General features: G+C 64.7%; 23 protein-coding genes. 8 read left to right on the top strand and 15 right to left on the bottom strand.

Annotated features, from left to right (window positions below; translation table 11 throughout):
- Positions 1 to 153: 153 nt before the first annotated feature.
- Genes G6P99_RS16000 through G6P99_RS15970 form a run of 7 tightly spaced genes read right to left on the bottom strand, consistent with a single transcriptional unit; the run spans position 154 to position 6,799 of the window.
- Positions 154 to 840: a DUF2848 domain-containing protein gene (locus G6P99_RS16000; RefSeq protein WP_029083985.1), complete on the bottom strand. Its 687-nt coding sequence runs from the start codon at positions 838 to 840 to the stop codon at positions 154 to 156.
- A complete protein-coding gene (locus G6P99_RS15995; protein ID WP_029083984.1) occupies positions 833 to 2,182 on the bottom strand; it encodes an amidase in 1,350 nt (449 codons plus the stop codon). Before G6P99_RS15995 ends, G6P99_RS16000 begins: the two co-directional genes overlap by 8 nt.
- A 57-nt stretch (positions 2,183 to 2,239) precedes the next feature.
- Positions 2,240 to 2,959 (bottom strand): ABC transporter ATP-binding protein, encoded by a 720-nt coding sequence (locus G6P99_RS15990; protein WP_165128709.1) that lies wholly within the window; start codon positions 2,957 to 2,959, stop codon positions 2,240 to 2,242.
- The gene (locus G6P99_RS15985) at positions 2,949 to 3,677 is read right to left on the bottom strand and encodes an ABC transporter ATP-binding protein (RefSeq protein WP_029083983.1); all 729 of its coding nucleotides are present in this window, start codon (positions 3,675 to 3,677) and stop codon (positions 2,949 to 2,951) included. The genes G6P99_RS15990 and G6P99_RS15985 overlap by 11 nt, the downstream gene beginning before the upstream one ends.
- Complete coding sequence (locus G6P99_RS15980) at positions 3,667 to 4,587, bottom strand: branched-chain amino acid ABC transporter permease (protein WP_029083982.1); 921 nt, start codon at positions 4,585 to 4,587, stop codon at positions 3,667 to 3,669. Before G6P99_RS15980 ends, G6P99_RS15985 begins: the two co-directional genes overlap by 11 nt.
- Positions 4,580 to 5,503, bottom strand: a complete 924-nt coding sequence (locus G6P99_RS15975) for a branched-chain amino acid ABC transporter permease (protein ID WP_029083981.1) — start codon at positions 5,501 to 5,503, stop codon at positions 4,580 to 4,582. Before G6P99_RS15975 ends, G6P99_RS15980 begins: the two co-directional genes overlap by 8 nt.
- Positions 5,504 to 5,548: 45 nt before the next feature.
- Entirely contained in the window at positions 5,549 to 6,799 is a 1,251-nt protein-coding gene (locus G6P99_RS15970; RefSeq protein ID WP_246709548.1) for an amino acid ABC transporter substrate-binding protein, read from the bottom strand.
- Between the two features lie 230 nt (positions 6,800 to 7,029).
- Here G6P99_RS15970 and G6P99_RS15965 point away from each other — a divergent pair, with 230 nt between their 5' ends.
- The 4 genes from G6P99_RS15965 to G6P99_RS15950 all read left to right on the top strand — a co-directional run bounded on the left by G6P99_RS15965 (position 7,030) and on the right by G6P99_RS15950 (position 10,960).
- On the top strand, positions 7,030 to 7,443 hold the full coding sequence (locus tag G6P99_RS15965) for a Zn-ribbon domain-containing OB-fold protein (RefSeq protein WP_029083979.1): 414 nt from the start codon (positions 7,030 to 7,032) through the stop codon (positions 7,441 to 7,443).
- A 4-nt stretch (positions 7,444 to 7,447) separates the two neighbouring features.
- Positions 7,448 to 8,587: a thiolase C-terminal domain-containing protein gene (locus G6P99_RS15960; RefSeq protein WP_029083978.1), complete on the top strand. Its 1,140-nt coding sequence runs from the start codon at positions 7,448 to 7,450 to the stop codon at positions 8,585 to 8,587.
- Positions 8,588 to 8,742: 155 nt separating this feature from the next.
- The gene (locus G6P99_RS15955; protein ID WP_029083977.1) at positions 8,743 to 9,657 is read left to right on the top strand and encodes an SDR family oxidoreductase; all 915 of its coding nucleotides are present in this window, start codon (positions 8,743 to 8,745) and stop codon (positions 9,655 to 9,657) included.
- Between the two features lie 190 nt (positions 9,658 to 9,847).
- Positions 9,848 to 10,960, top strand: a complete 1,113-nt coding sequence (locus G6P99_RS15950) for an SMP-30/gluconolactonase/LRE family protein (protein ID WP_156928889.1) — start codon at positions 9,848 to 9,850, stop codon at positions 10,958 to 10,960.
- A 132-nt stretch (positions 10,961 to 11,092) separates the two neighbouring features.
- On the opposite strand, the gene ppc is transcribed toward G6P99_RS15950, so the two are convergent.
- The 3 genes from ppc to G6P99_RS15935 form a co-directional block, all read right to left on the bottom strand.
- Positions 11,093 to 13,885 carry a phosphoenolpyruvate carboxylase gene (gene ppc / locus G6P99_RS15945; protein ID WP_156928890.1) on the bottom strand — a complete coding sequence of 931 codons (2,793 nt, stop codon included), beginning with the start codon at positions 13,883 to 13,885 and terminating at the stop codon, positions 11,093 to 11,095.
- A 245-nt stretch (positions 13,886 to 14,130) separates the two neighbouring features.
- On the bottom strand, positions 14,131 to 15,678 hold the full coding sequence (locus G6P99_RS15940; RefSeq protein WP_029083974.1) for an acyl-CoA synthetase: 1,548 nt from the start codon (positions 15,676 to 15,678) through the stop codon (positions 14,131 to 14,133).
- Between the two features lie 166 nt (positions 15,679 to 15,844).
- Complete coding sequence (locus G6P99_RS15935; RefSeq protein ID WP_029083973.1) at positions 15,845 to 16,654, bottom strand: crotonase/enoyl-CoA hydratase family protein; 810 nt, start codon at positions 16,652 to 16,654, stop codon at positions 15,845 to 15,847.
- Between the two features lie 100 nt (positions 16,655 to 16,754).
- On the opposite strand from G6P99_RS15935, the gene G6P99_RS15930 reads away from it, so the two are divergent.
- Together G6P99_RS15930 and G6P99_RS15925 are read left to right on the top strand one after the other, a co-directional pair.
- On the top strand, positions 16,755 to 17,630 hold the full coding sequence (locus G6P99_RS15930; protein ID WP_029083972.1) for an SDR family oxidoreductase: 876 nt from the start codon (positions 16,755 to 16,757) through the stop codon (positions 17,628 to 17,630).
- A 243-nt stretch (positions 17,631 to 17,873) separates the two neighbouring features.
- Positions 17,874 to 19,454 (top strand): fatty acid--CoA ligase, encoded by a 1,581-nt coding sequence (locus G6P99_RS15925; protein ID WP_029083971.1) that lies wholly within the window; start codon positions 17,874 to 17,876, stop codon positions 19,452 to 19,454.
- Between the two features lie 168 nt (positions 19,455 to 19,622).
- Here G6P99_RS15925 and G6P99_RS15920 read toward each other — a convergent pair whose 3' ends face one another.
- Entirely contained in the window at positions 19,623 to 20,096 is a 474-nt protein-coding gene (locus G6P99_RS15920; RefSeq protein ID WP_029083970.1) for a GFA family protein, read from the bottom strand.
- 25 nt (positions 20,097 to 20,121) lie between these two features.
- The gene (locus G6P99_RS15915) at positions 20,122 to 21,396 is read right to left on the bottom strand and encodes an acyl-CoA dehydrogenase family protein (protein WP_029083969.1); all 1,275 of its coding nucleotides are present in this window, start codon (positions 21,394 to 21,396) and stop codon (positions 20,122 to 20,124) included.
- 220 nt (positions 21,397 to 21,616) lie between these two features.
- Here G6P99_RS15915 and G6P99_RS15910 point away from each other — a divergent pair, with 220 nt between their 5' ends.
- Positions 21,617 to 22,396 (top strand): enoyl-CoA hydratase-related protein, encoded by a 780-nt coding sequence (locus G6P99_RS15910; RefSeq protein ID WP_029083968.1) that lies wholly within the window; start codon positions 21,617 to 21,619, stop codon positions 22,394 to 22,396.
- Between the two features lie 130 nt (positions 22,397 to 22,526).
- Here G6P99_RS15910 and G6P99_RS15905 read toward each other — a convergent pair whose 3' ends face one another.
- From G6P99_RS15905 to G6P99_RS15895, 3 genes are read right to left on the bottom strand one after another with little or no spacing between them, the layout of a single operon-like run.
- Positions 22,527 to 22,901: a DUF6285 domain-containing protein gene (locus tag G6P99_RS15905; protein ID WP_029083967.1), complete on the bottom strand. Its 375-nt coding sequence runs from the start codon at positions 22,899 to 22,901 to the stop codon at positions 22,527 to 22,529.
- 1 nt (position 22,902) lies between these two features.
- Positions 22,903 to 23,889, bottom strand: a complete 987-nt coding sequence (locus tag G6P99_RS15900) for a phosphotransferase family protein (RefSeq protein WP_029083966.1) — start codon at positions 23,887 to 23,889, stop codon at positions 22,903 to 22,905.
- Positions 23,886 to 24,680: an enoyl-CoA hydratase/isomerase gene (locus G6P99_RS15895; RefSeq protein WP_029083965.1), complete on the bottom strand. Its 795-nt coding sequence runs from the start codon at positions 24,678 to 24,680 to the stop codon at positions 23,886 to 23,888. The genes G6P99_RS15900 and G6P99_RS15895 overlap by 4 nt, the downstream gene beginning before the upstream one ends.
- 151 nt (positions 24,681 to 24,831) lie before the next feature.
- Between G6P99_RS15895 and G6P99_RS15890 the strand changes: the two genes are divergently transcribed.
- On the top strand, positions 24,832 to 25,614 hold the full coding sequence (locus G6P99_RS15890) for an SDR family NAD(P)-dependent oxidoreductase (protein WP_029083964.1): 783 nt from the start codon (positions 24,832 to 24,834) through the stop codon (positions 25,612 to 25,614).
- Positions 25,615 to 26,651: the final 1,037 nt, after the last annotated feature.

Genomic DNA, 26,651 nt, shown 5'->3' with positions numbered 1-26,651 from the left:
GCCGGGACCCATAACCACCGTCGTCAGTGGTTGAGATCGCCGGGGCCACAGCGTGCCAACCACGATGCCCTGTGGTTATGGGTCCCGGCTTTCGCCGGGACGACGCGTGGAGAGAGTGTCAGCCGAGTTTTTCTGGCACGACTTACGGCGAGATCAGCCCCGCACCGGCAGCGTCACGACGTCGTAGCCGTGGCTGATCTTCCGCTTCAGCACCGGGTCTTCCAGCTCGAACTCGAAGCGGCTGGCCGGGCGGATGCCGCCCTTGGCCGCGAAGGTGCCGCCAAACATGGCGCAGCCGTCGGGCAGCGCGCCCTTGTCGAAGCCGCCCGCGATCAGGTCCTTCACCGGCAGCATGTGATCGAGCGTGCCCTCCTGGTAGAGCACGCGCTGGCCGCCGATTGTGGCCCAGGCGCGCAGAACCAATTGGTCCCAATGGCCAATGACGTCCTCGAGCTCCCAGAGTTCGGAGGCCATTGGCTTGTCGCACATCTGCTTCGACACGGTGACGCTGTAGCTCTCGACCTTGCGATCGGTATGGTCGGAGCCGCAGCCGACGAAGATGCGGCCCTGCCAGCCGATCAGCACGAACTCGACCTCGCCGCTGGAGTCCTCGCCGCAGACCTCAATGGCGTCCGCGAAGGTGAGCCGGCGCGCCGAGCAGCGGTAATAGATCGGCGTGGTCGCGGGCCGCGCGATGCCGATCGCCTCGAGCTCCGCGATGTGCTTGTCGCGCGCCACCGGATCGCGGCCGGTCCAGCCGGCGATCACGGCCTGTTTGATTTCCAGCGTCAGCGGCGTGGCAACGCCCTTGTCGTCGACATTGAAGGTGAGATCAAACACGGATGACGGTCTCCATTCCGGCCGCAAGCTCGAAGATGCGGCGATCCAAACCGCCCGCGGCCGCGAGCATCAGGCCGACCGGCGCCTCGCCCTCGCGATGCGCCGGCAGCGAGATAGCGCAGCCGTCGAGCACATTGATCAGCGTGCAGTTGCGCAGCGCGCGCAGGTTCTCGGTGCCGAATGCCTTGTCATCGGCGAGGCTTGCAATCGTCGGCGGCAGGTTCGCCGTGGTCGGCAGCACCATCGCGTCATAGGGCGCGATGCGCTGTTCGGTGCGGGCGATGAAAGAGCGCCGCGCATTGAGCAGATCGATATAGTCGGCAGCCGGAAAGCCCTCGCCGCGCTGGATGCGCACGGCGACGCGGGGATCGTAGATGTCGCCCTTGCTGGCGAGCAGGAAGCGGTGCCAGGCATAGCTCTCGGCAGCAGCAAAGCCGCCCTTGGCGTTCATGACGCCGACGTCGAGCAGTTCAGGGACCTCGATCCGCTCGATCAGCGCGCCGGCGCGCGACAGCGCGGCGAGCGCACGCTCGAAGGTTTTCGCAACGGCATCATCGAGATCGTCGAGTGCAACCGTGGTCGGCACCGCGAGCCGCATGCCCTTCACCGGGCGCGGCGTCAGCGGCGCCAACGGCTGATCGGCCAACACCGCGTCAAGCGCCGCACAGCAGGCGACTGAATTGGCCAGCGGGCCGTAGCTGTCGAGCGTGAACGACAGCGGCACGCCGCCATCGAGCGGAATTCGGCGCTGCGTCGGCTTGTAGCCGACGATGCCGTTGAAGGCCGCCGGGATTCGGCAGGAGCCGCCGGTATCGGTGCCGAGCGCGCCGAATGCCATGCCGTCGGCAATCGAGACCGCCGCCCCCGAGGATGAGCCGCCGGGCACGTGGCCGACGCTGCGGTTCCAGGCGCTTTTCGGCGTGCCGTAATGCGGATTGATGCCGATGCCGGAATAGGCGAACTCGGTCATGTTGGTGCGGCCGATCACGATGAAGCCGGCGCGCTTGAGCCGCGCCACGACGGGCGCATCGGCATCCGCCGGCGCCGAATCCTCCAGCGCCCGGGAGCCGGCGCGCGTCACCTGCCCCTTGATGTCGAACAGGTCCTTGATCGAGACCGGAATGCCGGCGAACGGCGACGGCGCGGCGTTGGCCTTGCGCAGCCGGTCCATGGCGTCGGCGGCCTCCAGCGCCGCGTCGCGGTCGACATGGATGAAGGTTCGCTGGCCCTCGCCGGCCGGATCGGCGATCCTGGCGATGCATTGCTCGACCAGCTTGCGGGCGGAGGTCGCGCCGCTTTCGAGATCGGCGGCAAGGGAGGCGAGTGTCGGATTTTTGGGCATGGTTTTCACTTCACAGTTGGACCTTGTTGTCGCCCGAATAGTCCGCGCCGATCCGGATCACTTCAACCCGAAATAGGCGCGGTGCAGCTCTTCATTGCCGCTCATCTCGGCAACCGTGCCGGAGAAACGGATGCGCCCGCCTTCCAGCACGAATACGCGGGTGGCAATCTCAAGGAAACCGATATTTTGCTCGGCGATCAAGAGCGCCAATCCGCGACCCTGCAGGCTCGACAAAGCGCGGAGCACCTCCTTGACGAACAGAGGCGACAGCCCGGCCGAGGGCTCGTCCATCACGAGCAGCTTCGGCTCGGCCGACAGCGCCTTGGCGATGCCGAGCATCTTGCGCTGGCCCCCGGACAGGCTGGAGGCCGGGTCGCGGCGCTTGTCGCGCAGCACCGGGAACAGGCCGTACAATTCGTCGACCCGCGCGCCCGGATTGGCATGGCCGAGCGCCTGCGCGCCGACCCGGATGTTCTCCTCGATCGACAGATCGGGAAACACCGCAAGCTCCGACATGTAGGTCATGCCGCGCTTCATGCGGTCCGAAGATCGCATTTTGGTGATGTCCTCGCCGCCGAGCCTGATGTGGCCGCTGCGGGCCTCGATCAGGCCGACCAGCGATTTCAGGAAGGTGGTCTTGCCCGCGCCATTGGCGCCGAGCAGCAGCACGGTCTCGCCGGGGCGGACGTCGAGATCGACGCCCCACAAGACCTGCATGGTGCCGTAGCCGGCATCGACGCCTTTGGCGTCCAGAAGCGGCGCTGCATCAGTGGGCATGCTCGCCTCCCAAAAATACCTCGATCACCTGCGGCTCGCGCACCGCGGTCGCAAGCGTGCCTTCGAAGATCTCCTTGCCCGCATTGAGCACGATGACGCGGTCGGTGATCTGCTCGATGAAGCCCATCAGGTGCTCGACCACGATGATCGCCATGCCGGTTGCGGCCAGCGCCTTGATGCGGCCGGCGATCCAGTCGAGCTCGGCCGGGTTGAGACCGGCCGCGAGTTCGTCGAGCAGCAATAGCCGGGGCCGCGTGGCGAGCGCGCGGGTCAGATCCAGCATCTTCTGCTGCGCGCTGTTGAGATCGGCGGCGGGGCGGTCGGCGACCTCCTTGAGCCTGAAATCCTCGAGCAGTTCGGGGATCGACGGCGCGCCGGTCGCACCGCCATAGGCCAGCGCCACCTGGATGTTCTCGCGCACAGTGAGCGACAGGAACGGTTTTGGCACCTGGAAGGTGCGGTTGATGCCGCGGTGAACGAGCTTGTGCGAGGCGACGCCGCCAGAGGACGTGCCGTCGAACACGACCTCGCCGCCGTCGGGCGCATAGAGGCCGGAGATGACGTTGATCGCCGTAGTCTTGCCGGAGCCGTTCGGGCCGACCAGCCCGAGGATCTCGCCCGGCACGACATGAAAGCTCAAGCCGTCGAGCGCGTGGAAGCCGCCGAAGCGCTTGACGAGCTTGGAGACCTTGAGGATGGCGGTTTTCTCAGGGGACATGCCACCCCCTGCGCGTTGCCAGCGACACCAGCCCTGCGGGCAGGAACAGCACCAGCCCCATGATCAAAAGGCCATAGATCAACTGGAAATATTGCGGCGTGGTGAAGCCGATCAGATTGTAGATGCCGTACAGGATCAGCACGCCGACGATCGGTCCGGTGATGGTGGCGACGCCGCCGAACAGCGCGAACACGATCGCGAAGATGCTGAACTCGCCGGAGAATACGTTGTCGGGATAGAACACCGAGACGTACCAGGCGTAGATGCCGCCGGCGAGGCCGGCGACCAGCGCCGAGGCAAGCCAGGCGATCACCCGCATCTTGATGATGTTGACGCCGGCCATCGAGGCCGACACCGCATCCTCGCGCACGGCCTGCAGCGCAAGCCCGAACGGCGAGTTCTTCAGATAGATGACGGCACCGACGGTCAGCGCCATCACGACGACGGCGGCATAGTAGGCGTGGGTCGGGTTGAACGTGCCGGTCAGCGACACGCCATACGGACCCTTGGTGATCCCCTCCAGCGCCGGGTTGGCGACGAAGTGCAGCACCGCGAGCGAGGCCGCGAGATTGGCGATCGCGAAATACGCGCCCGACAACCGCAGCAGCGGCGTCAGCAGCAGGCCGAGCGCCACCGCAACGAGGCCGCCGACCAGCACCGCCAACGGCGCCGGCGTCTGCAGGTGCATCACCATGATGGCAAAGCCGTAGGCGCCGGCGCCGAAGAAGCCGACATAGCCGAACGGCAGATAGCCGGTGAAGCCATAGATGATGTTCACGCCCTGCGCGAGGATCAGGAAGATCACGAAGTTGAACAGCAGCAGATGGTTTTGATAAACGCCCGGCAGCAGTGCGAACACCACCACCAGCGGCGCGAGGATGAACAGCAGATGCTTCGATGCATTATGCAACGCGCACCCGCCTTCCGAGCAGACCGCTCGGGCGCAACAACAGGATCACGATCAGCAACACATAGGGCAAGAGGTCGGCCCAGGAACTGAGATAGGTCTGCACCAGCATGTAGCAGAGGCCATAGACGACGCCGCCGAGTGCGGTGCCCAGCGGATTGCCGAGCGAGCCGAGCACGACGATCGCAAACGACGTCACCGTCGCATCGGCGCCGAAGGCCGGCGTCACCGAGCCGAACATGAACGGCGCGAACACGCCGGCGACGGCCGCGATGCCAAGCCCGATGCCGAACGCCGCCGCCGAGACGCGATCGACATCGATGCCGGTCGCGAAGGCCTCGTCGCGGCGCGACATCACCGCGCGGGTCAAGGTGCCGAGCCTCGTGTGATAGAGATAAAGGTAGACCAGCGCGATCGCGATCAGGCTGGTGCACGCCGCGATCACCCAGGGCGCGGGAAATCCCTGGCCGAAAATCTGGATCGGCCCTGCCCCGCCGGCCTTGCCGCCGAACCATTTCACCTTGATGGTCGTGAACACGGTGCCGAGCAGCCGGCTCTGGATCGACCGCTCGCTGGTGCCGGCGAAGATCGTGGTCACGGCCTCGATCACCTGCGAGAGGCCGAAGAACAGGATGATCGACAGCATTTCCGGATTGGCCGAGCCCTGCAGCCGCGGCACCAGCACCCAGTACAGCAGCATACCCGCCAGCACGAAAACCACGAAGGCCAGCGGAATTGCGAACAGCGGGTCGATGCCGGCGACGCCGACCACGCCGAGCGCGATGAAGGCGCCCAGCATCAGGATGTCGCCATGCGCAAGGTTGACGATGCGCATGACGCCGAACACGAGATTGAGACCGATGCCGACCAGACTGAAATACAGCCCGAACAGCACGCCGGCAACGAGCGCATAGGTCATGCTACCGCTCGCCGCCGAAGGTGACGCCTGCAGCCGAAAATCGCATCACGGCGCCGGATAGATCGGCTTGCCGGTGGCGGTCTCGTGCGGATAGATCGAGACGAACTTGATGTGATCGTGCTCGTCGACCGTGAGCTGCCCGAGCGGCGTCAGTTCGCCGATCTGGCCGCCGGTCTCATCCAGCGCGAAGGTGCCGTCCAGCGTCTTGAGCTGGCCGCTGAGCGAGAACACGGCGCGACGCAGCTCCATCTGGTCGAGGCTGGACGCAACCGACAGCGTCTTCTCGACCACCAGCGCGGTGGTGTAGCCGGCAACCGCGTTGAAGCCGAACTCCATCTTGCCGTCGTTGTACTTCTTCAGCCAGGCGGCGCGGAAATCCTTCATGTTCATCCCGAAATTGACGGGATAATCGAGCTCGGACGGCGGCACATAGGTCCAGACGTGCTCGAGGCCCTTGGCGCCGACGTTCTTCTCGAGCAGCTCGGTCTCGAGACCGGCATAGATCGCGAACAGCATCTTGAACTTGGTGCCGACGTCCTGGACGTTGCGCAGGAAGGCGATGTCGTTCGGCGCATAGCCGAAATGGATCACCGCGTCGGGATTGGTCTTGCTGATGTTGTTGATGATGACGTTGTAGTTGGTGGTCTCGGTCGGAACGCCCTGGTCGTAGACGATCTCGATCGGCGCGCCGGAGTCCTTGACGAACTTTCTGAAAGCATTGGCCTGGGTGCCGGTGAACTCGTTGGTCGCGTAGAGTATCGCGACCTTCTTGATGCCGAGGCCAGGGCCGTCCTGGCTGATGAAGTCGGCCACCGGCTTCGGCCAGACGGTCGACACCGGATCGGCCATCAGCGCGATGTAGGGATTGTCCTTGGAGAAGAAGCTCGCGCCGGTGCCGGTCTGGTCGAACAGGAACATCTTGTGATCGCGCGCGATCGCAACCGCGGGCGCCGTCAGCACCGATCCGGAATCGGCGACCAGAAGGTCGACCTTATCCTGGGTGACGAGCTGGTTATAAAGCGTAGACGCAGTCGCGGTGTTGCTCTGGTCGTCATAGGAGACGAGCTTGATCGGGATCTTCTTGTCGAACGCCTTCACGAAGACGCCGCCCTCGGCGTTCTTCTGCTCGACCCACAATTTCAGCGAGCTGTAGACCGGCATCGAGATCGAGGCGTAGCGCCCCGACGACGCGTAGAGCGTGCCGATCTTGATTTCCGACGGTGCGTCCGCCGCAGTGGCCTGTGTGGCGAATGCGAGGCTGGCAGCGAGTGCCGCGCCGATGATCCTCAGCATCATATTATTCCTCCCGGGTATCTTGAACGTGCCCTTGACGTATCTTGGACCGCGGCCCTTCTACGCGCCGGATCGGAGCGACACAAGCATCGCGGCCTTAGCAATTGTGCGAGGGGCGGAATATGCGGCATGCGCGAAACACAGGCCGCTGCGCGGGGCACGGATGGACCGTTGACGGGGCTCGGTCCAATGGCGCATCAAGTCTGTAACGATTTCGGGAGGAAACATCAGACATGGCCGAGCCCGCGCGCGCAAAACCAAAACCGACGCCTGAGACCCAGCATTTCTGGGACGGCACCAAGGCCGGCGAGCTGCGCCTGCAGCGCTGCGACGCCTGCGCCAATGTCTACTTTCCGCCGCGGCCGTTCTGCCCCTCCTGCGCCTCGCGCAAGGTCTCGGTCTTCAAGGCCAGCGGCAAGGGCAAGCTTTACAGCTACGTCATCAACCATCGTCCCGCCGCGCCCGGCTTCACGCCGCCTTATGCGATCGCCATCGTCGAGCTCGACGAGGGCCCGCGCCTGATGAGCAACATCATCGATTGTCCCCAGACGCCGGAAGCGCTCGAGCTCGACATGCCGCTCGAGGTCGCCTTCGAGGCGCTCGACGACAAGATCACCCTTCCCTTGTTCCGTCCGGCGAAGGGGTAACGCGATGCGCAGAAACCAGGTTGCCGTCGTCGGTGCGGCAGAGACCACCGAGCTCGGCGTCATCCCGAACATGTCGCAGATCCAGCTGCACGCGGATGCGGCGCTGAATGCGATCGCGGATGCCGGCCTGAAACTGTCCGACATCGATGGCTTTGCCACCGCGGTCGAGACCCCGCAGCAGATGGCCCACTATCTCGGCATCACGCCGACCTGGGTCGACGGCACCTCGGTCGGCGGCTGCTCCTTCATGCTGCATGTCCGCCACGCCGCGGCGGCGATAGAGGCCGGCCTCTGCAAGACCGTGCTGATCACCCATGCCGAGAGCGGCAAGTCGATGATCGGCAAGCAGCCGCGCTTCACCGCACCCGACAGCCTCAACGGCCAGTTTGAGTCTCCGTTCGGCGTGTACGGACCGCCGAGCATGTTCCCGATTCCCGTGCTGCGCTTCATGAAGACCCACGGCATCACCCATGAGCAGCTTGCGATGGTCGCGGTCGTGCAGCGCGAATGGGCGGCGAAGAATCCGCGCGCGACCATGAAGGGGCCAATCACGGTCGCCGACGTGCTGAACTCGCGGATGATCGCCTATCCGTTCCGGCTGCTGCAATGCTGCCTCGTCACCGACGGCGGCGGCGCCTTGATCCTCACCTCGGCCGATCGCGCCAAGGACTTCCCGCAGAAGCCGGTCTACATCCTTGGCACCGGCGAGAGCGTGGAAACGCCGATGGTCAGCCAGATGAAGACGTTTGACTCATCGCGCGCCTTCAAGGTGGCGGGTCCGCTCGCCTTCAAGGAGGCCGGCATCGCCCACAAGGACGTCGATCATCTGATGATCTACGACGCCTTCGCGCATCTGCCGCTCTACGGCCTCGGCGATCTCGGCTTCATGCCCCATGAGGAAACCGGCAAGTTCATCGCCGACGGCAACACCCGCCCCGGCGGCAAGCTGCCACTTAACACGAATGGCGGCGGGCTGAGTTACATGCACTCCGGCATGTACGGCATGTACGCGTTGCAGGAGAGCGTGCGGCAGATGCGCGGCATCGCGCCGGCGCAGGTGCCGAACGCGAAGATCTCGGTCTGCCACGGCGTCGGCGGCATGTTCGCCGCCAGTGGCACGATCATCTTTACGAACGAACGATAGCAATGGCCGGCGCAAGCGCAGCGCCCGATCTGTCATTGCCGGGCTTGACCCGGCGATCCATCTTCTGAAGAAGGATGGATGCGCGGGTCAAGCCCGCGCATGACAAGTGGGGCTCCGCATCGGCCTGCGAACATACAGCAACAAGGAGAACCCACATGGCAAAATCACTGCAGGATAAAGTCATCATCGTCACCGGCGCGGGCCGCGGCATCGGCCGCGAGATCGCGCTGCTCTGCGCAGCTGAGGGCGCCAAGGTCGTGGTCAACGATCCCGGTGGCGCCGCCGACGGCGCCGGCTCGAACGCGGCGCCCGCCGAGGAAGTGGTCGAGGAGATCAAGAAGCGCGGCGGAACGGCGGTTGCCAATTTCGAGTCGGTGGCGGAAGCGATCCCCGCCAGCAAGATCGTGAAGACCGCGACCGACCACTTCGGCCGGCTCGACGGCGTCGTCAACAATGCCGGCATCCTGCGCGACATGATCTTCCACAAGATGAGCGTGGAAGCCTTCGAGGCCGTCATCAAGGTGCATCTGATGGGCTCGTTCTATGTCAGCCACGCCGCGGCGCGGATCTACCGCGAGCAGGAGTCGGGCTCGTTCGTGCACTTCACCTCGACCTCCGGCCTGATCGGCAATTACGGCCAGGCCAACTACGCCGCCGCCAAGCTCGGCATCGTCGGCCTGTCGAAGTCGATCGCGCTCGACATGGGCCGCTTCAACGTGCGCTCGAACTGCGTTTCGCCGTTCGCCTGGACCCGCATGATCGGCACCATCCCGACCGAGACCGATGCCGAGAAGGCGCGGGTCGAGAAGATCAAGCAGATGGGCCCGGAGAAGATCGCGCCGGTCTGCGCCTACCTGCTGTCGGACGCCGCCAAGGACGTCACCGGACAAATTTTTGGCGTGCGCATGAACGAGATCTTCCTGTTCGGCCAGCATCGTCCGGTGCGCTCGGTTCATCGCGGCGAAGGCTGGACGCCCGAGACCATTGCCGAACACGGCATGCCGGCGCTGAAGGGATCGTTCGCCAAGCTCGACCGCTCGGCCGACGTCTTCACCTGGGATCCGATCTGAACTGAACTGATCTTGGGATCCGATCTGACAGTTTTATGAAAAAGTCGCCCCGGTGAACTCTGCGCGCAATCGCGCACGAGGCCGGGGCGACACACTCTTTGGTTGTTTCATCATCGCGTGCCCGCATTGTGCCAGAATTGCGGGTGCATGATCGCCCTCCCCAATAACAACAATGACTGGGAGGACTTTCGTGACAAATCCAAGCAACATACAGAAACACGAGGGCGACGGCGCGAAGGCGTTCGACCGTCGAACAATCTTGCGCGGCGCAACCGCGCTTGCTGCAACCGCGATGGCTGCATCCGATGCTGCAGCGCGCGACTTCGGCCGCAACGCGGAGCCGCAGCGTTATCCCGACCCCGATATCGTCGTGATCGACGACAAGCGCTTCAAGGCCAAGGTTGGCAACACCGCGATCAAGCGGCTCTACACCGGCTGTCTGTGGGCGGAAGGCCCGGCCTGGAACGCGCAGGGCCAGTATCTGGTGTGGAGCGACATCCCGGCCAACCGGCAGTTGCGCTATCTCGACGATGACGGCCACATCTCCGAGCAGTTCCACAAGCCGTCCAACGAGGCCAATGGCTCGACCTTCGATTTCGAGGGCCGGCAGATCACGGCCGAGCGCACGCGGCTGGTACGCTACGAGCACGATGGAACCGTCACGTCACTCGCCGAGCAGGCCAACGGCAAGCAGCTCAACGGGCCGAACGACATGGTCGTGCATCCCAACGACAAGTCGATCTGGTTCACCGATCCCGGCTATGGCGCGATCTCGATCTATGAAGGCCAACTGGCCAACACCGGATCGAAGCAGCCCTACCAGAAGGAAGCGGTCTATCGCTTGGACGCATCGACCGGCCAGGTCACCAAGGTCGCCGACGAACCGTTCAAGCCGAACGGCATCGCCTTCAGCCACGACTACAAGAAGGTCTATGTCTGCGACACCGGCATCACGCATTATCCGAACGCCAAGAACATTGTCTGGCAGTACGACCTCAGCGGCGACAAGCTCTCCAACCCACGCACGCTGATCGACATGACGCTGGACGGCAAGTCAGGCTTCCCGGACGGCATGCGCGTCGACATCGACGGCAACATCTGGGTCGGCGCCGGCTGGGTCGGACCGGGCTATGACGGCGTGCAGGTGTTCGCTCCCGACGGTCAGCGCATCGGCCAGATCCTGCTGCCGGAGACCTGCGCCAACCTCACCTTCGGCGGCAAGAAGCGCAACCGCCTGTTCATGACGGCAAGCCAGTCGCTCTACGCGGTCTATGTCGAGACCAGGGGCGCGCATAACTGTTAAGACGCCGTCGTTCCTGCGAAAGCAGGGACCCATAACCACCAGTGCCGATTGTTTGAAAGGCTGGGGCTCCAGCTTCTCGCAACACAGCCGGTCGTGGTTATGGGTCCCGGCGTTCGCCGGGACGACACGTGGCTAACCGCTGTTCCGCAACCCCGCCGAGATTCCGTTGATCGTGATCTGAATCCCGCGCAGCACCTGCTCGTCCGGGTTCTGCGCGCGATGCTCCTTCAGCAGCTCCACCTGCACGTGATTGAGCGGGTCGAGATAAGGGAAGCGGTTGCGGATACCGCGGTCCAGCAGCGGGTTGCCTTGCAGCAGCCGGTCGTGGCCCATGATGTCGAGCAGCGTGTCGATCGACAGATGCCACTCGCGCCGGATCTGGCCGAAGATCTTCTCGCGCAACGCGACGTCGGGCACGAGTTCGGCATAGCGCGAGGCGATCGCGATCGAGCTCTTCGCCAGCACCATGTCCATGTTGGACAGCAGCGTGCGGAAGAACGGCCATTCCCGGTAGAGCTCCTGCAGGAACGGCATGCCCTGCTCCGGATGCTCGGCGATCCAGGTTTCCACTGCCGCGCCAAAACCGTACCAGCCCGGCAGCATCAGCCGGCATTGCGCCCAGGAGAACACCCAGGGGATGGCACGCAGGTCCTCGATCTCGCGGGTCTTCTTGCGCGACGCCGGGCGGCTGCCGATGTTCAAGGTCGCGATCTCGTTGATGACGGTCGAGCCCCAGAAATAGTCGGCAAAGCCTTCGGTTTCATAGACGAGGCCACGATAAGCCTTGAAGGCGAGCGCGGAGAGCTGCTCCATCGCCTTGAGATATTCGGGACGCGGCGCGCTCTGCCGCGGCTGCAGCAGGCTGGTTTCCAGCGTCGCCGCTGCGAGGATTTCCAGATTGCTGCGGCCGACCTCGGCATTGGAGTATTTCGAGGAGATGATCTCGCCCTGTTCGGTGATGCGGATCTGGCCGTTCACCGCGCCGCCGGGCTGCGCGATGATCGCGTCATAGCTCGGGCCGCCGCCGCGGCCGACCGAGCCGCCGCGGCCGTGGAACAGGCGCAGCCGCACGCCGTGGCGCTCGAACACCTCGACGAGTCCGATCTCGGCCTTGTAGAGCTCCCAGCCCGAGGTGACGAAGCCGCCATCCTTATTGCTGTCGGAATAGCCGAGCATCACCTCCTGCACGCTGCCGAGGCTGTCGACCAGCTTGCGATAGTCGTGCAGCACCAGCATGCGGTCCATGATGCCGCTGGAGGCCTGCAGATCCTCGATGGTCTCGAACAGCGGCACGACGTTAATCGCGCTGCGGCCGGATGGATTGACCAGCCCGACCTCCTTCAGAAGCACCGCGACCTCGAGCATGTCGGACATGCCCTTGCACATCGAGATGATGCACTGGGGGATCACCTCGGGCCCGAACTTGGCATGGGCCTCCGCCGCGGCACGGAACACGGCGAGCTCGCTTTGGGTCTCTTCGGAATATTTGACGAAGGGTGAGACGAGCGGCCGCGCGCTGCGCAACTCGCCGAGCAGCAGGCTGACGCGGGCGTCCTCGCCGAGCGCCAGATAAGACATGCCGGAATTCGCGGTATCGAGCAGCTCGGCGATGGTGCGCTCATGCACCGCCGAGTTCTGGCGGATGTCGAGCCGCGCCAGATGGAAGCCGAAGCAATCCACCGCGCGCCGCAACAGCCGCAGCCGGCCGCGCGCGATCACGCCGGAATTGTTCGCGATCAGCGAGCGATTGAGCACGTCGAGATCGGCCTGGAATTCCTTGACGCTGGCATAGGGCTCGGCCTTGCCGACCGGCGGCCGCGTGGTCTCGACCTCGAGCCTCCTGGCGGTCGCCGCGAGCCGTGCGTAGATGCCCGAGACGGCCAGCCGATAGGGCTCGCCGCTGCGATGCGGTGAGGTGTCGGGCGAACGCTCGGCAAGGGTCCGTAGTTCGTCCGACACGTCGGCGAGAAACGCCGCCAGCGACAGCTCGGCACCGAGCGCGTGCAGCTCCTCGAGATAGAAGCTGAGCACCCGGCTCGACTGCAGCCGCAGCGTGCCGCGCATCACCTCGGCGGTGACGAACGGATTGCCGTCGCGATCGCCGCCGATCCAGCTACCCATCCTGAGGAACGAGGCGAGCTCGTCGGCTTCGCCGCCCTCCTTGTTCAGCCGGTCCTCCAGCGCGCAATGCACGCGCGGGACCTCCTGCAGGAAGGTGTAGTCGTAGAACGACAGGCCGTTGGCGACCTCGTCAAGCACGGTCAGCTTGGTCCGGCGCAAGAGATTGGTCTGCCACAGCGTCACGACCGCGCGGCGGAGCTGCTCGTCGCTGGCCTCGCTTTCCTCCGGGGTCATCTGCAGCCGCTCGCGGCGGTCGAGCAGGTCAGCGATCTCCATCTCGCGGTCCATCGTGCTCTTGCGGCGGACCTCGGTCGGGTGCGCGGTCAGCACCGGACTGACCAGCGCGCTCCTGAAGAAATCGCGCAGGTCGGCCGGGCTGATGCCGGCCTGCCGGGCGTGGACCAGCGTCTGCTCCAGCGTGCTCGGGCGCGGCGCCCCGCTCGGGCCGCGGCTGCGCATCTGGCGGATGTTGTTCTGGTCCTCGGCGATGTTGGCGAGGTGGGAGAAATAGCTGAAGGCGCGGACGATCTGCAGCGTCTCGGCGATCGACATGCCGTCGAGGATGCCCTCCAGCTCCCGCCGCGCCAGCTTGTCCTCGTCGCGATGGAACCGGACCGAGGTCTGGCGGATGCGTTCGACCAGGTCGAACACGTCGGCCCCCTCCTGGTCGCGCACGGTGTCGCCGAGGACGCGGCCGAGGAGGCGGATGTCGTTCCGGAGCCGTGCATCCTCCTCCTGCGCCTGCACTTCTGCCGCGCGCCTGGCCTGGATATCGGTCTCGGAAGGCATGGTCTGGGGTGGCAAGATCTGGGGAGACATGGCTGGCTACTCCAGAGGCTGCCCGGGCTCGCTCCAAATGTGCGCATTTTTTGCCGCAGCGCAAGATGAACTTGGGGGCGGTGCACCACTGCCCGTCGTCCCTGCGAAAGCGGGGACCCATAACCACCGATGCCCGAGGTTGGCATCCGATGGGGGCACGACTCGCGCAAGCAGAGGCATCCGTGGTTATAGGTCCCGGCCTTCGCCGGGACGACAGCGAGTTTGTGCTCCTAAATCCTCCGCCCCGCCCGCTCCCAATATGGATCGCGCAGCCGGCGTTTGAAGATTTTTCCGGAATCCTCCCGCGGCAGGTTGGTCTGGATCTCGATGTGTTTCGGCACCTTGTAGTCGGCCAGCGCGGTCTTCAGCTGGGCGCGGACCCCGGCGATGTCGAGCGTGACGCCCAGCTGCGGCTCGACCACCGCCATCAGCGCCTCGCCGAACTCGGCGTCGGGGATGCCGAACACCGCGCAGTCATGCACGCCGGGGACCGCGTGCAGCACCGCCTCGATCTCCGCCGGGTAGATGTTGACGCCGCCTGAGATCACCATGTCGCGCTTGCGGTCGCAGATAAAGACATAGCCGTCGGCGTCGATATAGCCGACATCGCCGGAAGTGATGAAGCCCTGCCGATCGATCTCGGCGCGCTTCTCGGATTTGTTGTGATAGGTGAAATCGGGATTGCCCTTGATCCGCGAATAGATCTCGCCGATCTGCCCCTGCGCCACCTCCTTGCCATCGTCGCCGACGAAGCGCAGCTCGGCGCCGGGCGAAATCTTTCCGACCGTGCCGGGCTTGTTCAGCGCGTCCTCCGAGGTTGCGAACGTCACCGCGCCCGACTCGGTCGAACCGTAGAATTCGTAGATCACCGGTCCCCACCAGTCGATCATGGCGCGCTTGACGTCGGCAGGACACGGCGCCGCGGCGTGGATGATATGGCGCAGCGACGACATGTCGTACTTGCTGCGCACCTCCTCGGGCAGCTTCATCAGGCGGATGAACATGGTCGGCACCATGAAGATGGTGTCGATCCGCTCGCGCTCGATCAGCGCCAAAAATTCCTCCGCGTCGAAGCGCGGCATCAGCACCAGCGCGCCGCCGAGCTTGCCCGAACGCAGCCCGAAGGAATTCGGCGCGGAATGATACAACGGCCCCGGCAGAATCGCGCGTGCCCCCGGCTTCAGGCCATAGATCATCCCCCGCATCGCTTCCGCATTGGCGGTCTGCTCGGGCGTCGGCGCGAAGCGGCGCACGCCCTTCGGGTGGCCTGTCGTCCCCGAGGTGTAGATCATGTTCTGCGGCTGCGGCACCACCGGGCCGTCATAGCGCGGGAACTGGGCGAGCCAGGATTCGAAATCGATCGCGAAATCCGGCGTCGCCAGATGATCGGGATTGATCTTGTAGTTGGCGAGGATCTCCGGCGGCGTCGGCACGCCGAGCACGGTGACGTCGGGCGGGATCGCGCCGCGCAGCGGATGCAACATGTCGGCATGGCCGATCAGGACGCGCGTGCCGGAATCCGTCAGCACGTAGTTGATCTCCTCCGGCTTGAAGTGCCAGTTGATCGGCACGCCATAGGCGCCAAGCCGCATCGCCGCATAGGCAGCCTCGATGAAGACAATGTCGTTGCGCATCAGCATGCAGACGCTGTCGCCCGGCTTGACGCCGAGCTTGTTCAGGCCGCTGGCGATACGCTCAGTGCGCTCGGCCACCCCTGCGTGATCGCGCCGGCGCTCGCCGCTGATAATGCCGAGGAAGGGTTGGGACGTTTCGCTCATTTTGTTCTTGTTCTTCGTTGTTGGTTAGCGACGCCGGAAGTTGTCGTCATCACCGGGCTTGTCCCGGTGATCCACGTATTCACCGCCGCAACGAAGACGTGGATGGCCGGGACATCTGCGCGAAGACGCGCTTCGCGCTTTTGCCCGGCCATGACGGCGGAGAGATTCACGCATCCGCAAACCTTGGCGCGCGCTTCTCCAGATTGGCGCGCACGGATTCAGTCTGGTTCGGGCTGCCGAGCAGCTTCTGCTGCTCGACGGATTCCGCCAGCAGTGCAGCGGCCGGATCGACCGACAGATTGTTCAACATGCGCTTGGCGGCGCGGATGGCATCCGGGCTCTTGCCGGCGATCTCGCGCGCGACTTCCAGCGCCGCGGCGCGCGGGTCGTCGCAGACGCGAGTGGCGAGGCCGTAGCTCTGCGCTTCCTGCGCCGAGAAGATGCGACCAGTGTAGGTGAGCTCACGCAGGATGTCGTCGCGCACCAGGCTCGCGAGGATCGGCGTGCCCGCCATGTCGGGTACCAGGCCCCATTTGATCTCCATGATCGACATGCGCGCATCAGTCGAGAGGAAGCGCATGTCGGCGCCGAGCGCGAGCTGGAAGCCGCCGCCGAATGCGACGCCATGGACCGCGGCGATCACGGGCACCGGAAGCTGGCGCCAGCCCCAGACCGCCTGCTGCGCGAAATTGGCCTTGCCGTGGGTGCGGATCGTCAGGTCACGGCTCTCGCCACCGGGCACCCCGTTACCGCCGTCCTTCATGGCAGCGAACCGCCCCATGTCGAGCCCGGCGCAAAACGCCCGGCCCTCGCCTGATAACACCACCACCCGAACGGCTTTTTCCTTGGAAAGCCGGTCGGTTGCGGCGACCAATGCCTCGAACATCGCGGCATCGAGCGCGTTCATCTTGTCCGCCCGCACCAGCCGGACATCGGCGATACCGTCCGAAATCGATATCGAAACGCGATCTTCCATTGAAATCTCCTCCGCTGTTCCTTGATGGCGCTTTACACAAAGGCCGTTGTCCGCTTTTAGTCAATCGACCAATTAACTGACAACCCCCGTGGAGGAAACGATGTTCTCTGATCAGCTTCTTACCGGGCGGCGCATCCTGGTCACCGGCGGCGGCACCGGCCTCGGCAAGGCCATGGCCTCGCGGTTCCTGCAGCTCGGGGCCGAGGTGCACATCTGCGGCCGCCGCAAGAGCGTCTGCGACGAAACCGCCACCGAATTGATGGCCGAGCATGGCGGACGCGTGGTGAGCCATGGCGTCGACATCCGCAACGCGATGGCGGTCGACGAAATGATCGAGGCGATCTGGACCACCAGCGGTCCGCTCACCGATCTGATCAACAACGCCGCCGGCAATTTCATCTCGCGCTCGGAAGAGCTCTCCGCGCGAGGATTTGATGCAGTGGCCAACATCGTGATGCACGGCACCTTCTACGTCACGCACGCGGTGGGCCGACGCTGGATCGCCGGCGGCCATCGCGGCAACGTGGTGTCGATCACGGTGACCTGGGTGCGCAACGGCTCGCCCTATGTGGTGCCGTCGGCGATGAGCAAGTCGGCGATCCACGCCATGACGATGTCGCTCGCGATCGAATGGGGCCGCCACGGCATCCGCCTCAACACCATCGCGCCCGGCGAGATCCCGACCGAAGGCATGAGCAAGCGCATCAAGCCCGGCGACGAGGCCGGCGCGCGCACCAAGGCGGTGAACCCGATGGGCCGCGTCGGCACCATGGAGGAATTGCAGAACCTCGCCGTGTTCCTGATCTCCGGCGGCTGCGACTGGATCAACGGCGAGACCATCGCCATGGACGGAGCCCAGGCGCTCGCGATGGGCGGCAATTTCTACCAACTGCGCGACTGGAGCGACGACGACTGGACCAAGGCGCGCGAGTCGATCAAGGCGCAGAACGAGAAGGACCGCGCAGCGCGCGGCTGACGCGACAGCTCGCGCCTCAACCAGCACTGTCGTCCTGGCGAAAGCCAGGACCCATAACCACCGCTGCGCGTCGTTGAACTCGCTGTGGCCCCAGCGTCGCGCCACATCCAGATTCGTGGTTATGGGTCCCGGCCTGCGCCGGGACGACGATGCTGAACTGGCGTGCGCACGTTCCCCGTATTGTTTTTCCCGCGCGATGCCGCCACACTCCGCGCAACCAGAACAAGACGTCACGGGGGAAACATGTCCGCTGCGCCGAAACTGACCAACCTTGCCGACATGGTGCGCGACCGCGCGAGCAGTCTCGGCGATGCGCTGGCCTATGAGTTCGAGGGACGGCAAACCAGCTTCACCGAATTCGACATCAAGACCAACCGTGTCGCCAACGCGCTGATCGCGATGGGCGTCAAAAAAGGCGAGCGCATCGCCTATCTCGGCAAGAACAGCGACTTCTATTTCGAGCTGTTGATGGGCGCGATGAAGGCCGGCGTGGTGATGGCGCCGGTGAACTGGCGGCTGGCGGGCCCCGAGGTCGCCTTCATCGTCGACGACTGCAAGGCACCGATCCTGTTTGTCGGCCCCGAATTCATCACGCAAGCGCGCAACATCAGGGACAAGCTGCCCAGCGTTCGCACCGTCATCACGACCGAGGGCGGCGCGCCGGAATGGCCCGACTATCTCGCCTGGCGCGACGCGCAGAGCGGCAATGATCCGCGCGTCCCGATCGAGCCAAAGGACATCGCGATCCAGCTCTACACCTCGGGCACCACAGGCAAGCCGAAGGGCGCGATGCTGTCGCACGCCAACTTCCTCAACCTCGTGCAGAGCGGCAACGAGGCCGAAAAGCCGGAATGGAACCGCTGGACCACCGACGACGTCTCGCTGGTGGCAATGCCGATCTTCCACATCGGCGGCTCCGGCTGGGGCGTCATGGGGCTCTATCACGGCGCACGCGGGGTGATCGCGCGCGAGTTCGACCCGACCAAGGTGCTCGATTTCTTCGAGCAGTCCGGCATCACCAAATTGTTCATGGTGCCGGCCGCGATGCAGTTCGTGGTGCGGCAGCCGCGCGCGCGGCAGGTCGACTTTTCCCGTTTGAAGTACATGCTGTATGGCGCCTCGCCGATTCCGGCGGCGCTGCTCAAGGAGTGCATCGAGGTCTTCAAATGCGGCTTCGTGCAGATGTACGGCATGACCGAGACCACCGGCACCATCGTGGCACTGCCGCCGGAGGACCACATCGAGGGGCTCGAGCGGATGCGCTCGGCCGGCAAGGCGCTGCCCGGTATCGAGCTTGCGATCCTCGACCCTGACGGCAAGCCGCTGCCGCCGGGCGAAGTCGGCGAGATCGCCACCCGTTCCGGCTCCAACATGATCGGCTACTGGAATCTGCCCGAGGCCACCGCGCGCACCATCGACGGCGACGGCTGGCTGCGCACCGGCGATGCCGGGTACATGGACGGTGACGGCTATCTCTACATCCACGACCGCATCAAGGACATGATCATCTCCGGCGGCGAAAACATCTATCCGGCCGAAGTCGAGAGCGCGCTGTGCGACCACCCTGACGTGGCCGAAGCCGCCGTCATCGGCATCCCCGACGACAAATGGGGCGAGGCGGTGAAGGCGGTGGTGGTGATGAAGCCGGGCAAGAGTGCTGATGCAACCGACATCATCAACTTCACCCGCGAGCGGATCGCGGGCTACAAGACGCCTAAATCTGTCGACTTCATCGCCGCGCTGCCGCGCAACCCGTCGGGCAAGATCCTGCGGCGGAATTTGCGTGATCCGTATTGGGCAGGCAAGGATCGGCAGGTGAACTAGCCTTCCCCTGTCGTCCCGGCGAAGGCCGGGACCCATAACCACCATTGTTCGTGGTGGTAACACGCTGGGGCCACATCTCGCTCCATCAACGGCCTCGTGGCTATGGGTCCCGGCCCCCGTGCGCAATCGCGCACTAGGCCGGGACGACGATGGAGAGAGTGGCTGACATCACGCCTTCTTCATCTTCTCCCGCAAGACGCGCCAGCGCACTTGCGCCTCCTCCGGCCAGACCGCTTTCCGATCGTAATACTCGGCGAACACCTTTGCGCCTGGCGGGAACGTCACCCAGGGCTGCTTGGACGATGTGAAGATGTGGGCGTCGGGCGGGCACTGATTGGGATCATCAAGCGTGCCGACGCGGACGAAGCGTACCACGGGTCCCGAGCCCGGATAATTGCTCCAGACCGCGACCTTGCAGCGCGGGCAGCGCGCGATCTTCTGCCCCTTTCCGCTCGCCGACGGCGTGTCCACGATCTCCGGCTCGGCCGCGATGTGCTCGACCCGCTCGGCCTCGTACATCGCGTTGAGCGCATGCACGGTACAGGTCTCGCGCTGGCACCAGGTGCAGTGGCAGGCGTGCACGATCAGCGGCCTGCCGGTTAGGCGGTAGCGGACGTTTCTGCAGGTGCATCCACCTTCCATGTCGACCCGCTCTCTCGTTCATGCCTTAGTGCTTGCCGGCTCCCATGTAGCCGAACAGGAAGCCCGCCACCTTGCGCTTCTGGATCTCCTCGCTGCCTTCGGTGATGCGATAACGGCGGTGGTGGCGATAGATGTGCTCGAACGGCTTGTGGCGCGAATAACCCATGCCGCCATGCACCTGCATCGCGCGGTCGGCGGCCTCGCAGCACAGCCGGTTTGCCCAGAAATTGCACATCGAGACCCGGTCCGACAGCGTGTGCTCGACCTGCGCCTGAGTCAGCTGATCCATCTCCCAGGCGGTCTTGCGGATCAGCAGCCGCAGCATCTCGGCCTGGGTCGCCAGTTCCACCAGCGGCCACTGGATCGCCTGGTTCTCGGCCAGCGCCTTGCCGAACGGTTTTCGCTCGCGGGCATATTTCACGCTTTCGTTGATGCAATACACGGCGGCGCCGAGCGAACTGGCCGCCTGGCGGATGCGATTCTCGTGCACGAAGCATTGCGCCAGCGACAGGCCCCGGCCGACCTCGCCGAACTGCGCATCCTCAGGCACGAACACGTCGGTGAAGCTGACGCGGGGATGATCGGTCGGCATGTTGAAGGTCCACATATACTCCTCGACCTTCACGCCGGCCGATTTCGCTGGCACCAGGAAGCAGGTGATGCCGCGCGCATCGCCGTCATTGCCCGAGGTACGGGCAAACAGCGCGCAATGCGTCGCGACATGCATGCCGGTGGTCCACATCTTCTCGCCGTTGATGATCCAGCCCTTGACGTTGTCACGCGTCGCCTGCACCGCCCTGGTTTCCATATGCGTGGCATCGGAGCCGTGCTCGGGCTCGGTCAGGCCGAACGTGATGCGGTACTTGCCGGTGATCGAGCCGTCGATCATCGCCTTCTGCTCATCGGTTCCATAGCGGTCGAGCATGGTCACGATCGGCAGATTGCCGACGATCGAGTGCTCGTTCTGTAGGTCGTTGTGCAGGCCGAGACCTTTTGAGGCAAAATGTTCGCGGATCACGGCCATCCAGAGATTGGAGCCGTCCTTGCCGCCATAGCGCTTGGGGATCGCGAAACGCAGATGGCCCGCGGCGTCGGCCAGGTTCTTGACCTTGCGCAGCAACAGCTCCCATTCATGGCGCGGCAGGCCGCCCTTGTCGAAATCGGTGCGCGCCCATTCGCGGCGATGATCGAAGAAGCGGATGTTGTCGTCAGCCGCTTCCAGCGGCTTGATCTCGCGTTCGATGAAACGGTCGAGCTCGGCGAGATAGGCTGTCAGGTCAGCCGGCAGATTGAAATCCAAGGTCGTCTCTCCCGGAAAATTCGTTGATTTTCGTTTTGCGTCTAGGCGCTAGCGCAAACACGCGTTCGGTTCGATTAAGCTGAGAAGCGACGGGCCAAGTCAAGCAGGCCGGTGACGCCTGCGCGCGCGGTCGCGTTGCGTAATTGGATGGCACGGGACGGCGCGCAGGCGCTAGGATATCGGCCATATTCTTCGCCACAGAAAATCGACGGGAGCCAACATGGATCTGAAATTCTCCAAGGTGACGCGCAAGGGTCCCATCACAATCGTGACGCTGTCGCGGCCCGAGGTTTACAACGCGCTGCATATCGACGCGCATTTCGAGCTCAACAAGGTGTTCGACGACTTCGCCGCCGATCCCGAGCAGTGGGTCGCGATCGTCACCGGCGCCGGCGACAAGGCGTTCTGCGCCGGCAACGATTTGAAATGGCAGGCCGCCGGCGGCAAGCGCGGCTGGGACAAGGGCGGCTTCGCCGGCCTGACCAGCCGCTTTGACTGCGACAAGCCGATCATCGCCGCCGTCAACGGCGTCGCGATGGGCGGCGGGTTCGAGATCGCGCTGGCCTGCGACCTGATCATCGCCTCGGAGAATGCGACCTTCGCCCTGCCCGAGCCGCGTGTCGGCCTTGCCGCGCTCGCCGGCGGCGTGCACCGGCTGCCGCGCCAGATCGGACTGAAGCGCGCCATGGGCATGATCCTGACCGCGCGCCATGTCAGCGCCAAGGAAGGCCTCGAGCTCGGCTTCATCAACGAGGTGGTGCCGCAGGGCGAGGCGCTTTCTGCCGCCGAGCGCTGGGCCGAGACCATCGCCAAAAACTCGCCGATGTCGATCCGCGCCTCCAAGCAGGCAATCCAGCGCGGTCTCGAAGTATCGCTGGAACAAGCGATCGCCGAGCAGCGCGAGTATCCGGCGGTGAAGGCGATGGCCGCCTCGCAGGATTACATCGAGGGACCGAAGGCGTTTTCGGAGAAGCGGCCGCCGAAATGGCTGGGGCGGTAAAAGACTCTCGTGTCCCGGACGCGGTGCAGCGTGCAACGCTGCGCCGCAGAGCCGGGACCTGCGGCTGATGGACCCCGGATCAGCAGCGCACCGCTTCGCGCTGCGCAGCATCCGGGGAACGTACCGAAAGTTACTTATTCCCCAACTCCCTCTTGTACGACGCGTAGTTCGGCTGATCGACGGCGAGCTTGTCCATCGTGGTCTGCCAGAGATGCTCCGGCAGGCCCGGCGTCTTCAGATCGAGCTCGCCGCTTGCGATCTTCGCCGACAGCGCCCGGTTCAGCTCAATCAGCGTCCCGTGCGCGCCGAGGAGCTGCTTCAGCCGCGCGGCCTCGGTCGTATCGCCCGCCTCGGCAAGCGCGAGCTGCCGCGTCACCAGGTCGAGCGCGTTGATGCCGACGCGGAGCTTGAAGCTGTTGTGCCCCTTGATCGCGGGCGCGATCTCGGTGCGCAGGAAATCGGCGACGGCCTTGATCAGTTCGGTGGGGGTCGGTTCGTCCTGCATCTCAACGACCTCTCGGTGCCAGCAGCCTAAGCAGATCGATCTCGGTCTCGGACGCGCGCCGGCCAATCATCGCGCGCTCCATCGAATGATCGGGGCCGGAGCGGAAGCGCTGCATCATGCCGCAGCACATCACGCCCCAGCGCAGCGTGCCCATCACTTCCCAGAACATCACGCGATCGGGGTCGGCCTTGCGGCCGGCTTCTTCATAGCCTGCGAACAGGTCTTCGCGTGTGCCAAAACCGCCGACCGGCTTGTCGATCTCGCCGAAGCGCCATGAGTTGACGCAGATCCAACCGAGATCCTCCATGGGATCGCCAGTATGCGCGAGCTCCCAGTCGAGCACCGCGCGCACCCCGTCGGGACCGATGATCAGATTGCCGTGGCGGAAATCGCCATGCACCAGCGTCACATCAGACGACGGACCGGGATCGTGATCGCGCAGCCAGCGCAGCGCCAGCTCGAACACCGGCCGCGGCCAATTGAAGCTGTGATATTCACGGCCGAGATCCTCGATCTCCCTGGTCGCGGTCAGGCTGCGCAGCTGCGGCAGTTTTGCCTGCGGCAGGCCGTGGATGCCGGCGATGACGCGGCCGAGCTGGCGCGCCAGGATCGGCCGCGCATTGGCAAATTCCTCGTCGCGCAAAATTTTCCGCGCGATGGTCTCGCCTTCGACGCGCGCCATGATGAAGCCGCGGCCGAGGCCGTCCTCCGGCGTCAGCACATGCATCACCTTGGGCGACGGCAGGCCCGCGTCATGCGCGAGCTGCATCAGCGTAGCCTCGGCATCGAGGCCGGCGGCGCGGCCCGGCGCCGCACCGTAGCCCGGCGGCGCGCGGCGCAGAATCGCGCCGATCGTGCCGCTCGGGTGGACGATGTCGAACGTCCAGGTCTCCTGGCTGGCGCCGCCGGAGAGTTTTGCGGCGCCACTGACGCCGGTCGCGCCGGGATGAAAGGAGGCGACGCAGCGGGTGAGCTCGGTCTCGATCATTTGCCTTTGAACTTCGCCGGACGCTTCTCGAGGAATGCGGTGACGCCTTCCTTGAAATCCTCGGCGCTGCCCGCGATGCGCTGCGACTCGAATTCCAGATTGAGCTGCTCCTCGAACGAATTCTCCGGGCTGTCCCAGTAAAGCTTGCGGATCAGCGACAGCGCGACCGTCGGGCCGTTGGCGAGCTCATGCGCGAGCTTCATGGTCTCCTCCATCAGCGCAACGTCGTCATAGACGCGGTTGACGAGGCCCCATTCCAGCGCCTTCTCGGCCGGCAGCCGCTCGCCGAGCAGCGACAATTCGACCGAGCGCGCCTTGCCGATCAGCCGCGGCAGCAGCCAGGTCGAGCCGCAATCCGGCACCAGGCCGATGCGGCGGAACGCCTGCAGGAAATACGACGAGCGCGCGCACAGGACGAGGTCGCCCATCAATGCAAAACTCATCCCGGCGCCGGCGGCCGGACCGTTCACCGCGGTGACGATCGGACAGTGCAGCTTACGCAATCGGCGCAGGAACGGATGGAATGCAGTCTCCAGCGCCGCGCCGGCATTGCTCTTGCCCGGCTTCGCTTGCGTGTTGCGGCCCTGCAGATTGGCGCCGGTGCAGAAGGCGCGGCCGGCCCCCGTGATCACCAGGCAGCGCACCTCGTCGCGCTTGTCGTCGATCGCATCCATCGCCTCGGCAAGCCCGCCCAGCATGTCGAGCGAGACCGCGTTCATGACTTCCTGATGGTCGAGCTTGAGGATCGCGACCGATCCGTCGAAGTCGAGCGTGACGTGTTTGAACTGCATGGTTTCCTCTTTACGTTGCTTCGGCGGTTGGTACCGCGGTAGGTCGATGTTTCGACCCATATTTGATTTTTGTGCCGGGCTTGTCCATGGTCGGCAGCAAGCCCATCCGTGAACGCGTGATTAGCGCGCACCAAACCAAATGGAAACCCCAATGAGTGGCATCTTCGATCTCACCGGCCGCGTCGCTGTCATCACCGGCGGCAATGGCGGCATCGGCCTCGGCATCGCGCAGGCGCTGAACGCCGCCGGCTGCAACGTCGCGATCTGGGGCCGCAACGCCGAGAAGAATGCCAACGCGGCGGCTTCGATGAAGGCCGGGCCCGGCAAGGTCGCAACGCAATTCTGCGACGTCACCGATCCCGGCTCGGTCAAGACCGCGATGAAGGCGACGCTCGACACGTTCGGCCGCGTCGACGGCTGCTTCGCCAATGCCGGCATCGGCGGCGGCGGACGCCGCTCCTTCATCGACCGCACCGAGGAAGAATGGCGAAAAATGTTCGCGACCAATCTCGACGGCGTGTTTCATGTGTTCCAGGCCGCGGCGCGCCACATGACCGAGCGCGCCGAGGCCGGCGACAGATTCGGCCGGCTGGTGGCGACCTCGAGCCTCGCCTCGCTGTTCGGCACCGCGCGCAACGAGCACTATGCCGGCACCAAGGCTGCGCTGAACGCGCTGTGCCGTGCGCTCGGCGTCGAACTCGCCCGCCACGGCGTCACCGCGAACGCGATCCTGCCCGGCTGGATCAAGAGCGACATGACCGCCGGCATCATGGCCAACGACAAGTTCGTCGCCAACGTGATGCCGCGCATCCCGCTGCGCCGCTTCGGCGAGCCGAGCGATTTCGGCGGCATCGCCGTCTACATCATGAGCAAAGCATCGTCCTATCATACGGCGGATTGCTTTGTGATCGACGGCGGGTACACGGCGTTCTGAGGGCGCTGCTGCCGCCACGTCCACAACTGTCGTCCTGGCGAAAGCCAAGACCCATAACCACCGCATTTGGCGATGAACGGGATCGCGGTCCCAGCGACGCGCGACAATTGAGATTTGGGGTAATGGGTCCTGGCTTTCGCCAGGACGACAGCGAATGTGTTGCGCGGCTTGTGAGTCATACATGCGCATTCTCGCGGCGCAGAAGCGTCCGAGTCTTGCGTTAACTTGCTCCCTCCTCTCGCAGAGGGCGCAGGGAAAGCCGGGTGCCGATCGCTCCCATGGGCCCCGTGCAAACGGAAAGCACGGGAGGTAGGACCACAGGTGTAACCGGAAACGCCGGCTTTCCCTGCGCGATGGTTTACGGCTTACTTCGTGCTCTCCCCGGCGAGATTTGGCTTTTTGTCACCGCCCTTCACAAGACGCAATTGCGTCTCACAAGAGGACACCGGCCACTGGGGCGTCAGGACCACACGGCCTGATGTCCAGCCCCTTCACCGCATGAAAAATGTGGGCTTTTCAATACCTTGGAAAACAGCAGGGACCGAGCGGGTGGCTCAGGCCCCGTTTAGGCCCCAGCACAGATCAGTTTGAAGGCTGAGCCGATCTGGGGCGCCTTGGCCTCCGCCGCCGCGATGCGCCGCCCTGTTCAGCTGGAATCAGCACCGCCAGCTTCTGAAAGCGAGCGCGCTAACGTGCCTGACGGCATCGCCTCGGTGCGGCCACCCTTCCTAAATTTACCTTGCGCGGTAATTCTAGCCGCTGGAGCGCCGCGCGGTGCCTTCGGCACCTTGCCGATCTCTTCTCCGATCGGCACACTCCGCGCGCAGGCGTATCTCGCAGGCCTATCGCTCCGCTTCGATGTTGTGCGTCTTAGCAGCGGAACGAACAAGCGAAGCGCCGATCTCGCTGACGCACGAGGCGCTAAAAACGCGCTGCTCGTTCTCTTATCTGAAAACAACTTCCATCGAGCCCAACTGGCCTCGCTTGGCCTTATCTGTTTGCTTGCACAAAATTGGCCGCAGCGAGATGCTTGCGTG

Origin of the sequence: Bradyrhizobium sp. 6(2017), from assembly GCF_011058295.2 — a bacterium.
Lineage (GTDB): Bacteria > Pseudomonadota > Alphaproteobacteria > Rhizobiales > Xanthobacteraceae > Bradyrhizobium > Bradyrhizobium septentrionale.
This window is presented reverse-complemented; position numbering and strand designations above follow the sequence as displayed.

What these genes read in the sequence shown, in the direction of transcription:
- G6P99_RS15895 (WP_029083965.1), bottom strand. Translation starts at nt 24,680, where the DNA reads ATGCAGTTCAAACACGTCACGCTCGACTTCGACGGATCGGTCGCGATC.
- G6P99_RS15905 (WP_029083967.1), bottom strand. Translation starts at nt 22,901, where the DNA reads ATGCAGGACGAACCGACCCCCACCGAACTGATCAAGGCCGTCGCCGAT.
- G6P99_RS15990 (WP_165128709.1), bottom strand. Translation starts at nt 2,959, where the DNA reads ATGCCCACTGATGCAGCGCCGCTTCTGGACGCCAAAGGCGTCGATGCC.
- G6P99_RS15970 (WP_246709548.1), bottom strand. Translation starts at nt 6,799, where the DNA reads ATGATGCTGAGGATCATCGGCGCGGCACTCGCTGCCAGCCTCGCATTC.
- G6P99_RS15920 (WP_029083970.1), bottom strand. Translation starts at nt 20,096, where the DNA reads ATGGAAGGTGGATGCACCTGCAGAAACGTCCGCTACCGCCTAACCGGC.
- G6P99_RS15955 (WP_029083977.1), top strand. Translation starts at nt 8,743, where the DNA reads ATGGCAAAATCACTGCAGGATAAAGTCATCATCGTCACCGGCGCGGGC.
- G6P99_RS15930 (WP_029083972.1), top strand. Translation starts at nt 16,755, where the DNA reads ATGTTCTCTGATCAGCTTCTTACCGGGCGGCGCATCCTGGTCACCGGC.
- G6P99_RS15890 (WP_029083964.1), top strand. Translation starts at nt 24,832, where the DNA reads ATGAGTGGCATCTTCGATCTCACCGGCCGCGTCGCTGTCATCACCGGC.
- G6P99_RS15940 (WP_029083974.1), bottom strand. Translation starts at nt 15,678, where the DNA reads ATGAGCGAAACGTCCCAACCCTTCCTCGGCATTATCAGCGGCGAGCGC.
- G6P99_RS15935 (WP_029083973.1), bottom strand. Translation starts at nt 16,654, where the DNA reads ATGGAAGATCGCGTTTCGATATCGATTTCGGACGGTATCGCCGATGTC.
- G6P99_RS15910 (WP_029083968.1), top strand. Translation starts at nt 21,617, where the DNA reads ATGGATCTGAAATTCTCCAAGGTGACGCGCAAGGGTCCCATCACAATC.
- G6P99_RS15900 (WP_029083966.1), bottom strand. Translation starts at nt 23,889, where the DNA reads ATGATCGAGACCGAGCTCACCCGCTGCGTCGCCTCCTTTCATCCCGGC.
- G6P99_RS15995 (WP_029083984.1), bottom strand. Translation starts at nt 2,182, where the DNA reads ATGCCCAAAAATCCGACACTCGCCTCCCTTGCCGCCGATCTCGAAAGC.
- G6P99_RS15965 (WP_029083979.1), top strand. Translation starts at nt 7,030, where the DNA reads ATGGCCGAGCCCGCGCGCGCAAAACCAAAACCGACGCCTGAGACCCAG.
- G6P99_RS15985 (WP_029083983.1), bottom strand. Translation starts at nt 3,677, where the DNA reads ATGTCCCCTGAGAAAACCGCCATCCTCAAGGTCTCCAAGCTCGTCAAG.
- G6P99_RS15960 (WP_029083978.1), top strand. Translation starts at nt 7,448, where the DNA reads ATGCGCAGAAACCAGGTTGCCGTCGTCGGTGCGGCAGAGACCACCGAG.
- G6P99_RS15925 (WP_029083971.1), top strand. Translation starts at nt 17,874, where the DNA reads ATGTCCGCTGCGCCGAAACTGACCAACCTTGCCGACATGGTGCGCGAC.
- G6P99_RS15975 (WP_029083981.1), bottom strand. Translation starts at nt 5,503, where the DNA reads ATGACCTATGCGCTCGTTGCCGGCGTGCTGTTCGGGCTGTATTTCAGT.